Origin of the sequence: Allofrancisella heilbronnii, assembly GCF_000710735.2 — a bacterium.
GTDB lineage: Bacteria > Pseudomonadota > Gammaproteobacteria > Francisellales > Francisellaceae > Francisella > Francisella frigidaquae.
In genome coordinates this window covers 152,110-164,096 of sequence record NZ_CP144673.1, presented here as the reverse complement: position 1 = coordinate 164,096, position 11,987 = coordinate 152,110, and the positions used below count along the sequence as shown (strand labels likewise).

The window sequence follows — 11,987 nt, the reverse complement described above, 5'->3', positions numbered from 1 at the left end:
TCCAATCAACTATTGATCCACAATACTTTTACCATTATTTTCAATCATATAAACAAATTCTTCTCTGAATTTGCGTATATAGCTCTGTACTGGCCATGCTGCTGCATCACCTAAACCACAGATAGTATTACCCTCTATATTTGTAGCTACCCTTACTAAAGTATCTATATCTTCAGGCTTTCCTTCGCCAGACATTATTCTATGTAATGTGCGTGACAACCACCCTGTACCTTCACGACATGGTGTACATTGACCACAAGACTCTTCATAATAAAAGTCTGCTAACCTAGCTAAGGTTTTAACCATACAAACAGTTTCATCCAATACCACTACTGCTCCTGATCCCAACATTGATCCAGCTGCAGAAATTGACTCATAGTCCATATTCACTTTCATCATTTCTTCACCAGTTAATATCTGAGATGAACTTCCTCCAGGAATCACTGCTTTTAGTTTCTTGCCATTTCGCACACCACCACACATATCCAAAAGTTCACTAAACGGTGTACCTAAGCCAATTTCAACAACTCTTTGTTGTTTCACATGCCCAGAAACACAAAAAAGCTTGGTACCACCACTTTTTTCTGTTCCTAAATTCTTAAACCACTCTCCTCCGTGCTGTAGTATAGCCGGTACTGAGGCATAGGTTTCGGTATTATTGATATTTGTTGGTTTACCATATAACCCTTTAAATGCTGGAAATGGTGGCTTAAACCTTGGACGCCCTTTTTTTCCTTCAAGCGACTCTAAAAGCGCTGTTTCTTCACCACAAATATATGCTCCTGCACCAACTGCTGAATAAAGATCAAAAGAAATACCTGAAGATTTAATATTAGAGCCTAACAAACCAGCCTGATACGCCTCTATAAGAGCGTCCTCAAATCTTGCGATAGGTTCATAAAACTCTCCTCGTGTGTAATTGTAACCTACTGTTGCACCTACAACATACCCAGCTATAGCCATTCCTTCTATAAGTTGGTGAGGATTATTTCTAAGTATCTCTCTATCCTTACAAGTACCTGGCTCACCTTCGTCAGAATTACAAACCACATACTTTTGACCTGGTAAACTACGAGGCATAAAGCTCCATTTTAAGCCAGTTGGGAATCCTGCACCACCCCTACCTCTTAATCCAGAGATCTTTAACTGTTCTATAATTTGTTCTGGCGGAATCTTTTCGGTTAAGATCTTGTTCCAATAAGAGTATCCTCCCACGGATAAGTAAGACTCCAAACTGTATGGCTTATCTAAATGCAGGGTACGAAAACAAACTTCATTAGCCATTTTTACTCCAAAGAATCAATTATCTGATTCACTTTATCTATAGTTAGATTTTCATAAAAAACCTTATCCACCTCTAGCATAGGTGAACCACAGCAAGCTCCTTGGCACTCAACTTCTTTTAGAGTTATCCTACCATCATTTGTTGTTTGACCAGGCTTAATTCCCAACCTTTTTTCAATATGAGCCAAAATATCATAAGCTCCATTTAACATACATGATACATTGGTGCATAAATTAAGCTTATGTCTACCAACTGGTTCTAGATCATACATACAATAAAATGTAGCAACCTCATAAACATCCACTTTACTAACTTGCAAATATTCTGCCAAAGCAGTCTGCAAATCATCAGTTAGGTAGCCACCATTACTATCTTGCAATATATGTAAACCTTCTAAAATAGCAGATCTTCTTTGATCTACAGGAAATTTACTTAAAACTCTTTCTAATTCTTCTCTCGCTTGTGGCGGTATTAGTTCTATTAAAGACATTATTTTCTACCTATCTACATCACCAAACACAACATCTATTGTCGAAATGATAGCTGGAGTATCAGCTAACATATGCCCAGACAACATTTCATCCATAGCACTAATATGAGCAAAACCAGGTGCTCTCATCTTTAGTCTGTATGGCTTATTTGCACCATCTGATTTAATATATACGCCAAATTCACCTTTTGGATGCTCAGTTCCAACATATACCTCACCCTCCGGAGTACAGTAACCTTCAGAAAAAAGCTTAAAATGATGGATTAACTCTTCCATACCATTTTTCATAGCGTTTCTGCTTGGGGGAGCAATCTTATGATTGTCGGATAAAACTGGACCTGAATTAGCTCTTAACCAATCTATACACTGTTTTATAATTTTGTTAGACTCTCGCATCTCTGCCATTCTGACTAGATACCTGTCGTAGCAGTCACCATTTTTTCCTATAGGAATATCAAAATCAAGCTGATCGTAAACTTCATATGGTTGCGATTTTCTAAGGTCCCAAGCCACACCACTACCTCTTAGCATCGGTCCTGTAAACCCAAGAGCTTTTGCTCTGTCTGCAGTTACAACACCTATATCAACGGTTCTTTGCTTCCAAAGCCTATTATCAGTAAGTAAAGTATCAATTTCATCAAGAGATTTCTCAAAATCCACAACAAAGTAGTCTAGAAAATCTAGCATGCTTCCTTGTCTTGGCTTGTTCATTTTTTTAGTTTTTCTTTTGCTAGAGAATCGACTTTTTTTATACTGTGGCATTTGGTTAGGTAAATCTCTTGCTACCCCACCAGGCCTAAAATAAGTTGCGTGCATTCTAGCACCTGAAACTGCCTCATAACAGTCAAAAAGATCCTCTCTGACTCTAAAAGCATACAGAAATACTGTCATTGCTCCTAAATCAATTCCACAGGCAGCAACCCATAAAAGATGATTTAAAATTCTTGTCATTTCAGCAAACATTACTCTGATATACTTTGCTCTTTCTGGAATTTCTAAAGTAAGTAATTTTTCTATAGCCATGACATAAGCATGCTCATTACACATCATCGATACATAATCTAACCTATCCATATAGCCTATACTGTGGTTATATGGTTTAAATTCGGCTAGTTTTTCCGTACCTCTATGTAATAGCCCCACATGTGGGTCAGCTCTAACTACAGTTTCACCATCAAGTTCTAATATAAGTCTTAATACACCATGTGCTGCAGGGTGAACAGGTCCGAAATTTAACGTATAGTTTTTATATTCTGCCATTATCACGAATCCATAAATTATTTGTCACGAATGACTCTAGGAGTATTAACCCTATCGTCAATCTCTACAGGTTCATAAACCACTTTACCAAGGTTTTCATCATATCGCATTTCAACGTAACCAGTTTGTGGAAAGTCTTTTCTTAATGGATGCCCCACAAAACCATAATCAGTAAGCACTCGTCTTAGATCTGGGTGGTTATTAAAGTAAATACCAAACATGTCGTAAACTTCTCTTTCAGCCCAGTTTGCTGAAGGCCATAAATCATTCACAGAATCCACAATGATAATTTGCGCATCTTTTAGTTTACATTTAACTCTAACACGCACATTATTTGTCATACTCAAAAGCTGGTAAATAACTTCAAACCTGTTATCAAAACCACTTTCCACAAATTCCTGTTGGCGGCCACGAGAAAACCCTGTTTGAGAAACTTCTTTTCCAACCTGCCAATCAGTTTGACCATATGTCAGATAATCCACAGCGGTTATGTCGCTTAACTGCTCGAAAGCGTACTCTTTTTTTAGTACTTGCAATACTTGATATATATCTTTTTGATGTTTTATAGCTACATTTATTTCTTTGTAAGCAATACAACAATAAGCATCAAATCCTTCTAGAACCTTTTTAATATTCTCTAAATGAGGATGTAAAGAAATACTCACACCTATTTCCTCGCTATAGTATTTGTTCTAATAATTTTATTCTGTAACTGAATAATCCCATAAACTAAAGCTTCAGCAGTAGGCGGGCAACCTGGAACATAAATATCAACTGGTACAATCCTATCACATCCCCTAACAACAGAATATGAGTAGTGGTAGTAGCCACCACCATTTGCACAAGAACCCATAGATATTACCCACTTAGGGTCTGGCATCTGGTCATAAACTTGTCTTAGTGCCGGAGCCATCTTATTACAGAGGGTACCAGCCACTATAAGAACATCTGATTGCCTTGGCGATGGTCTAAAAACAACCCCAAATCTATCTAAGTCATATCTAGCAGCACCAGCGTGCATCATCTCTACCGCACAACAAGCCAGACCTGTAGTTACTGGCCACATAGAACCTGTACGCACCCAATTTATAAGAGCATCTGCACTAGCGGTAATAAAACCTTTATTTTCGTTACTTATTCCCATTCTAAAGCCCCTTTCTTCCAACCATAAATCAAGCCTAAAAATAGCACTACTAAAAATATAATCATTGCAAAAAATGCATGGTTAGATATTGCTGGTGCTATAGCTGTTGCTCTTAGGTTTATTCCCCACGGAATAATAAAAGCTAACTCCAAATCAAAAACCAAAAATAATACTGCAACCAAGTAAAATCGGACGTCTAGCTTTTCTCTAGCATCCCCAAAAGTTGGAAAGCCACACTCAAACGTCTCATTTTTACTCTTACTTGGATTATTTGCACCCACAATAATAGAGATAACCTTACCAGCTATCGCAAAAGCAGCACCTACAGCAAAGGCTATAATCAAAAATATTAATATCGGAGCAAATTCTAAGTAAACATTTGTAGTCATAGAAAGAATTTTCATAAATAGATTAATCCCAATATAATACCACAATTGGAAATTAAGTACAAAATAACAGCAGCTGGATAAAGGGGAATATAAACATCAATCAATGAGAAGTCTAATAACAATTACGTTATACCATTTGCTTTATCTTAGATTGTACTCTCAATGTAATATTGATTTCGAAATATACCCGATTAAGAGTTAAATAATTTAAACATTTTGGGGTATATTATTTAAGATAAAGCTGAAATTAAGTCGGTGAATCTCATAATAAATCAAACATATTTGTATGAAAATCGCTAATAGGTTTTATAATACTTTTATAGTTATTATAAGCAGTTTCGCAGGACAGATTATAGATTGGAAAATCTATTAATTTTTCGCAAAGTTCTATAGTAATTTCCTCATTACATAATCGCCAATACAATAACTCAAGATCGCGCTGAGTGACATTCCTTAGTTGAGCTTCTTTTTCTATATTTACCTTATGATTTATGTATTCTTTATGTTCAGTATCAACTTGTCGATGAGTTTTAAGATATGAAAATTTTTTATCCAAATTTAAACTATTTTCCCAGTAATTATCTTCCCTAACCTTATTCCAAGCTCCCTCCTTATTAAATAGTAAAGTAGTTCCAGAATTACGGCGAACAAGCCCAAATTCAGGCCCTTGAACCTTTATATCAAACCTCAACTCAGATCTATCTTTTTTATGATTTGCAAAAGCAAGATTTCTAGTTTCATCGTATGATGGATGTGAATGAGCAATAATTTGACGGCTCCAAAAATGATTGCTTAAAAATCCTGATGTATTTATGGTTGCACCTAGATTTTGATTTTTATCTGCATCTTTATTACTTTGAACTTTCAGTCCCATAGTGGGAATAAGCATCTTTCTAGTTAAAGAATCAGGACGAAATGCTGGCGGGTATTTACCATTAAAAATTGATACGTGGTTACCAATATTATTGACAAGCTCGGGATTTATAGATGGTTTAGCATAGAAAATACCAGCTTCACAATCAGAGCGCCCCAGTAATTTTGGAAGTGAGGCCATAGTTTTAAGAGTAACCCCAAGCTCTGGAGTATTCCAGCATATAGTTTCTCCTTTAGCTAATGCTTCCAATATTTTAGCATTTAATTCTAATTCCACATTTAACTCCAGTTACTAACTAATACAGTATTTGTTTAATGAGAAAGGTTTAAAATTTACTCCAAAACTTTGCCTTAGTACTAAATATATTGATTGATTGCTGTAATACTAATTTCAAGGTTAGATTTGTGTTAGGTTTTGTAATTGCTGCTCTATATTTTTGTCATATCCTTCTTTAAATTTATGGGTTTGGTACCACTCTAAAGCATCTCTGTTTTTAAACCTCACAGAATTACTTAAACTAGAACTATAATTATTTAAAAGCCACGATATGCTTCTATTATTCATAAAATAGCATCCTTGTATTAAAGGAGTTAAAGGTTCTGTTTTAATACTGTCTATAGGCATATTCCATACTGTATTAATATTATACATTGGGAAATATTTTTTTAAACTTTCTAATACCTTGTTATTTGAAAATTTATCACACCCGCCAATGAAGTATTGACTAATCATTCCTACGGGATTTTTTAGTCTAGGATGTTGCAGTAGTAACTCGACTATCTCTACATGACCATTTTGGCAAGCAATATATAAAGGTGAAGAACCATCTGCTTTAAGCTTGGCCGGGTTAGCATTATTTTGTAATAATAAATTGACTATTTCTGTATATCCTTGTTCACAAGCAATATATAAAGGTGAAGAACCATCTGCTTTAAACTTGTTCGGGTTAGCATTATTTTGTAATAATAAATTGACTATCTCTATGTATCCTTGTTCACAAGCAATGTATAAAGGTGAAGAACTATCTGCTTTAAGCTTGGCCGGGTTAGCATTATTTTGTAATAATAAATTGACTATCTCTGTGTATCCTTGTTCGCAAGCAACGTGTAAAGGCGATGATCCATCTGGTGTAAGTTGGTTTGGGTTAGCATTATTTTGTAATAATAAATTGACTATGTCTGTATGACCACCTTGGCAGGCAACATATAATAGTTCACTATCTTTCCAAGATGGATTTTTTGTGATGGTTTCAATAAGGTATGGTTTATAACTCCCAAGACCTACGTATTCTTTGAAGGTTTTTTCGGTATATTTTATAATTTCATGAGCTATATCGTAATACTCAGGCTTTTCACCTAATTTTTTAGCGGTATTATTATAATCGTTATTATTTAGCTTTTGTTCATCTAACGCTAAAAGATTTTCTTTCTTAATATATGACAACATGTCACTTACGTTAGTAAAGCTCTTAAGTTTCTCTACTAGCTTATGACCATGGCATATACTGTTTTTATTATCTAAGATTAAATTACAAGCATACTTTTTTATACTTTGAAGCTGTAATCTTTCATATTCATTTCTATAAATAACTGAACTATAATTCTGCGGGCATTTCGGGTTCATATAGATTGATATATTTAAAGCTAATGCTTGAAAGTAATTTGAACCAAAACTAAAAGCATCAAATATTTCGTCGGCTAATTTTTTGTAATTTGCATTTAGTATGGTACTAGCTTTAAAGCTATTACGTTGCATTAGATTAGCATCATAAAATAACAGATTTGCACCGTCATGACTTATTGCCACAGCATGGTTAATGTTATTTAAGAAGAAGTAAAAATGAAATTTAGACTCTACACATTTAGTGATTAAAGATTCAAAAACGTCAGTGTAATCTGAAACCTTGCCATAGAATGGTTGGTTGTATACCTGTAACAAAGGTGAGTTTTCTGTGTAAGTTACATTAAGACTTTTATTATAAACTTTACTAAAGCTATGCGTTAATTCGCTATTTACAACATACGGAGATGTTTTTAATACATTTTGGTTTACTATTTTATAATCATTATTTAAGAGTGTGTTACTAGGCTTATGGTATGCTAATAATCCATCTAAAAATGCTCTTATTGATATGATGAGTTCGTATATAATCCTAGAATTTCCAAAATTCGGGTATAAATTAGCCTGACCAACTGATTTGTGCCTAGATAATTCTTTTTCAAATAAGCATACATCATTAATAAGATCAGTTAACTTGTTATATTCTTTACCGTTAAATGACATTTGCGGCATAGTTTTACTTGTAAGTATTCGTAATCTCTCATAGAATGTAACCACATCATTAGCTAAGATGGCTTGTCCCCACATGGCAGAAAGTCCAAAGCACAATCCACTTGGAAGACCTAAAGCATCATAATAGTTACCCCATTCACAGTTTTCTGATATGTTAAGTATATTTTTTTGAAGATTATTATAATAAGTCATTTAAAGCTATAGTCTCCTAAATCAAATAAACTAAAAGTAACTAAAAATGGCTAGCCATTTAACTCTTTCAGGTAGGTATTATATAGAAATTTACTTGAACTTGGATACATATAAGTGAAAATATATAGCAAAATATGGCTACAATCGTGTTAATTTTTGCTAAACCTTTTAGTTTTTTATAGTGTCTGGAAGCTGCTTTAATAGCTACCCATTGGCGCATTAATTCCTGCCCTTCATAAGCATGATACCCCATCTGGCTTTGTCCAGTAGACACATCTTTCATTATACTAGATTTAGCACCAGCTCCTCTACCTTAGTATGATCTTTGATGCCAGCATTGCCCGCTATCATATAACTAACTACTTGTAAAACGGCTATACTAGACGTAATCTAGCAAGGATGACTAGAAGGACAAAAGTTGTTTCTAAAAGTGAGAGAATGGTTAATAAAACCTTAAAATTTTGGCTCAACCTACTAAAACAAAAAGATTTTTTTGATAAATTCCAACAAATTGCTCTAGCTACCTTTTATGTTTACACTCTCACAATTTATTCCTAAAGGCGCCGATTTTGACGATATATCACCCCAACATCTTAGTAACTGAAGTTACTAAGTTACAAATCAACTTGAACAATAGACCTGAAAAATGTTTAAATTACTTACCCCCTAATGAGGTACATTTCGGAATTAATATAAACATTGAGAATACAATCTAGCTAATAAATCACCTTAGCAAAGGCAAATGTTTGCAATAACACTTACAATTATGTCAAAATTTATTAACAATTAGTTTTCAAAGAGAAAAAATGAACTCAAAAAATCTAGACCTGAAAGAATTTGGCTTTAAAATCACGCAGCCACGCTTAGAAATACTAAAATTATTTGAAAAAAATAAAGATAAACATCTAAGTCCTGATGATGTGTTTTCTAAACTTAAATCTCAAGGTAGTAGCATTGGTATTGCAACAGTGTATAGAGTTTTAGGACAATTTGAATCAGCCGGTATAATAAATCGACTTAAGCTTGATAATGAGCAAGTGATGTATGAGCTAAACCAAGGTGACCATCATGACCATATAATCTGTATCAAATGCAATAAGATACAAGAGTTTTATAGTGAAGAAATTGAAAAGCTTCAAAAACAAATAGTTGAGTCACTAGACGCGGAAATCATAGATCACAACCTTAATATATATGTCAAATGTAAAGCTTGTCGGAGGAAATAATTTTACAACAAAATTTTGGATACATAAATGCCTCAACAACCTAGCTTAGACAACTCTAAAAAAGGATAAATCTTAAATGTCAAAAGAAGAAATTTTAAAGAAAGTAATATCCAATATACAGAAAAATCTTTTATTTTTAAGTAATATAAAGCAGGGTTATAAGTATAAATTAGTTATTGAAAACTCTAGTGGGCTGATACAAAATGATACATCTTCAACCATAGGAAGGGCTTTTCATGGTCTTAAACATACAAAAATTTGTTATAGTGATAATTTCTGGCCTTTTTATAACATCTTATTTTATTTTAGGGTATCAAAAGAAGAAGAGTTAAAAAAGCCTATCTATAACGCAGGTATCGGGATATACTTTTTAGCTGAAAGTTTATATAGAAATGATACATCAAAATACTCGAAATTATATGAAATAGCATCTGATTTTCAATATTTCACTGCAGGTATTAATGAGGGTTTTTCTGAAGACATGATGCAACCAAAACTTAGAGCCATAGCCCCAAAAACTTTTTCATTCACATATGAAAAATACAAATTGACTTGAATAATAGACCTAAAAAATGTTTAAATTATTTAACACCTAATGAGGTACATTTCGGAATCAGTATAAACATTGAGAATACAATCTAGCATTTTAAACTTTATTTAAAAAAATCTAGCATTTCTGTTGTCACCAATACAAATTCATCATCAGAGCTAAAATCATTTCTATAATAATGCGAGCTTGTCCAATATGGAGTTAAGATTTTATAATTTGAGGTAGGAAGTAAATAAATATCACCGTAAATATCACCTTCCAAAGCCTCATGCAATATTCCTCTTGCATAACATAAGTTAGCTCCATGTCTGCATTTTGAGTAGTTTTTAGAAGAATCATCAAAACCATTTGTAATAAATGGTCTATCATATTGCTCATAAAAATAACCATTCATTAAAAGAAAAGCATGATAACGACTAACCATTCCTCCTAGATTATTATTTCCTAGTAAAATAAATTCATTAGCTTTTATAAAAGCTATTTTCTCTTTTAAAGCCATCTTATTAAACTTTTTGTTGGGCTCAAATAAAGTTATCTTTAGTCCAAAGGTTTGGTTTAATAGTGTTATAAAATCAGTTTTAAAGTTATTATCTGACATAGATATACCATCTTTGATATATTTTAAAAATTTTTCTTTGAAGACAAAATTTGAACTGTTAATCGCATTTCTCATTTGATTTAAAACTAAGTTTTTATGTAATCCTTTTTTTATTATTAAGAAATTTATAGCAGCAGCTAACCAACAGAACTTGCTCATTATTTCATCATGCTCATTATATTGAGTTATTAAATTCATTTTTTATCTCCCTTTTTGGTTATTTAATTATTTTATATTTTTTTAGGGAGAAACAAATATTCATAGATAATAACCTTAGATAATTATTGACAGGGGTATGCTTTCTAAAATATGAAATTAGATTTCAACAATCTTTATCCTTAGACCCCCCCCCTAAAATAGCGCCTTATACACTCTTTCCAAAACACGCTCACTATCTGTTAAAAAATATAAACTACTACCGTTAGCTCCATAACCAGACAGCTTTATATTAGAAACATTAGAAGCCTTTATGACCTTATTTAGAAGTTTTGGGAGTTTATCCAAATTGTTGCCTATAATAGCTGTTAGTGAAAGATTACGCTCTATCTCTATAATTATTTCATCTAATAAATTTAAATCTTTGATTATTAGCTGCTCAAGAGGCTCTCTAATTTGGGGAATAACAAAAGAAAGAGATGTTTCTGTTAGGTTAACTATATCCGGACTGATACTATATTTTTTTAAAACCAAGAATACACTATAAACTATACTTGAAACATCATTATTAGAAAATTTTACTTTTATTAGAGATTGACTTTTTCGCTCAGTAATAGCTCTGACTATACTTTTTTTACCTTTCGGTTCATTATCAATATATGTACCTCCTCTTTCTGGGAAAAAAGTGGAGCCTACAAATACTTTTGTACCACTTCGCATCACCGGCCAAAGTGTATCAGGGTGCAGAACCTTTGCCCCAAAATTTGTTAATTCAATAGCCTCATCAAAATTTATCTTTCTTATAACTTTTGATTTAGGTATTAACCTTGGATCTACCTGATGGATTCCAACAACATCTGTCCAAATATATAACAAATCGGCTTTAACAGCTTCGGCTATAAGTGCTGCAGAATAATCACTACCTCCTCTACCTAAAACTGTTGTCTCATTTTTTTCATTAGAACCAATAAACCCTTCTAATACCACTACTTCTTCATGATCTGGCATATAAAGTTTAGTCTGATCACTGATATCTTTTAGTAACGGTTTTGCCTTTGTATAATCACTATCTGTTTTAATAATTTTTCTTGCATCAATATGTAAAGATCTTACACCATTTTTTCTCAAAGCTTGATTAAAAAGCTTTGCCGACACTCTTTCACCAAAAGATAATATTTGCGCATGCAGTTTTCGATCTAAGGAGTAACCTTGGTATAATTGCTGACAAGAAATCTCAAGTTCTTTGAATAGGAAATCTATGTTGAACCTTTCATTATTACTCACATACTCAACTATAGGATCTATAATTTGATAAAGCTCAAAGAAAAGTCCTTTATAACTATCTACATTACTCACTATAAGTTTTTCAAGTAGATTAGTTACCCCAGCTTGAGCACTTACAACGATAATTTTTATATTTTTGTTGTTATTAATTATTTCTATGCATTTTTGAATAGCTGAAACACTACCTACACTAGTTCCACCAAATTTTGCCACACTAAATTGTTTTGTCATGAAAAGTTAAAAATAT

13 protein-coding genes and 2 pseudogenes are annotated in these 11,987 nt (G+C 33.0%); 4 read left to right on the top strand and 11 right to left on the bottom strand.

Annotated features, from left to right (window positions below; translation table 11 throughout):
* Positions 1–9: 9 nt before the first annotated feature.
* From nuoF to FRA_RS00680, 9 genes are all read right to left on the bottom strand, one after another.
* Entirely contained in the window at positions 10–1,284 is a 1,275-nt protein-coding gene (nuoF, locus tag FRA_RS00720) for an NADH-quinone oxidoreductase subunit NuoF (protein ID WP_035720799.1), read from the bottom strand.
* Between the two features lie 2 nt (positions 1,285–1,286).
* Positions 1,287–1,775 carry an NADH-quinone oxidoreductase subunit NuoE family protein gene (locus FRA_RS00715; RefSeq protein ID WP_035720797.1) on the bottom strand — a complete coding sequence of 163 codons (489 nt, stop codon included), beginning with the start codon at positions 1,773–1,775 and terminating at the stop codon, positions 1,287–1,289.
* Between the two features lie 6 nt (positions 1,776–1,781).
* Positions 1,782–3,035, bottom strand: a complete 1,254-nt coding sequence (locus FRA_RS00710) for an NADH-quinone oxidoreductase subunit D (protein WP_035720795.1) — start codon at positions 3,033–3,035, stop codon at positions 1,782–1,784.
* 17 nt (positions 3,036–3,052) lie between these two features.
* Entirely contained in the window at positions 3,053–3,706 is a 654-nt protein-coding gene (locus FRA_RS00705; RefSeq protein ID WP_459382050.1) for an NADH-quinone oxidoreductase subunit C, read from the bottom strand.
* The gene (locus FRA_RS00700) at positions 3,703–4,179 is read right to left on the bottom strand and encodes a NuoB/complex I 20 kDa subunit family protein (protein WP_035720791.1); all 477 of its coding nucleotides are present in this window, start codon (positions 4,177–4,179) and stop codon (positions 3,703–3,705) included. The genes FRA_RS00705 and FRA_RS00700 overlap by 4 nt, the downstream gene beginning before the upstream one ends.
* On the bottom strand, positions 4,170–4,568 hold the full coding sequence (gene ndhC / locus FRA_RS00695) for an NADH-quinone oxidoreductase subunit A (RefSeq protein WP_035720999.1): 399 nt from the start codon (positions 4,566–4,568) through the stop codon (positions 4,170–4,172). Before ndhC ends, FRA_RS00700 begins: the two co-directional genes overlap by 10 nt.
* A gap of 262 nt (positions 4,569–4,830) precedes the next feature.
* Entirely contained in the window at positions 4,831–5,718 is an 888-nt protein-coding gene (locus FRA_RS00690) for a hypothetical protein (RefSeq protein ID WP_035720788.1), read from the bottom strand.
* 120 nt (positions 5,719–5,838) lie between these two features.
* Positions 5,839–7,926 carry an ankyrin repeat domain-containing protein gene (locus tag FRA_RS00685; protein WP_035720785.1) on the bottom strand — a complete coding sequence of 696 codons (2,088 nt, stop codon included), beginning with the start codon at positions 7,924–7,926 and terminating at the stop codon, positions 5,839–5,841.
* A gap of 67 nt (positions 7,927–7,993) precedes the next feature.
* A complete protein-coding gene (locus tag FRA_RS00680; protein WP_035720782.1) occupies positions 7,994–8,209 on the bottom strand; it encodes a hypothetical protein in 216 nt (71 codons plus the stop codon).
* A 261-nt stretch (positions 8,210–8,470) separates the two neighbouring features.
* Here FRA_RS00680 and FRA_RS00675 point away from each other — a divergent pair.
* The 4 genes and pseudogenes from FRA_RS00675 to FRA_RS00660 form a co-directional block, all read left to right on the top strand.
* Positions 8,471–8,642 (top strand): annotated as a pseudogene (locus FRA_RS00675) (IS30 family transposase); the annotation flags it as partial.
* A gap of 90 nt (positions 8,643–8,732) precedes the next feature.
* Entirely contained in the window at positions 8,733–9,152 is a 420-nt protein-coding gene (locus tag FRA_RS00670; protein WP_035720779.1) for a Fur family transcriptional regulator, read from the top strand.
* A gap of 76 nt (positions 9,153–9,228) precedes the next feature.
* Positions 9,229–9,708 (top strand): hypothetical protein, encoded by a 480-nt coding sequence (locus FRA_RS00665; protein ID WP_035720776.1) that lies wholly within the window; start codon positions 9,229–9,231, stop codon positions 9,706–9,708.
* A pseudogene (locus tag FRA_RS00660) lies at positions 9,690–9,794 on the top strand (IS30 family transposase); the annotation flags it as partial. The gene FRA_RS00665 and the pseudogene FRA_RS00660, both read left to right, overlap by 19 nt.
* 11 nt (positions 9,795–9,805) lie before the next feature.
* Here FRA_RS00660 and FRA_RS00655 read toward each other — a convergent pair.
* Positions 9,806–10,498 (bottom strand): hypothetical protein, encoded by a 693-nt coding sequence (locus FRA_RS00655; RefSeq protein ID WP_035720773.1) that lies wholly within the window; start codon positions 10,496–10,498, stop codon positions 9,806–9,808.
* A gap of 153 nt (positions 10,499–10,651) precedes the next feature.
* Positions 10,652–11,971, bottom strand: a complete 1,320-nt coding sequence (locus FRA_RS00650) for an aspartate kinase (protein ID WP_035720770.1) — start codon at positions 11,969–11,971, stop codon at positions 10,652–10,654.
* Between the last annotated feature and the right edge of the window lie 16 nt (positions 11,972–11,987).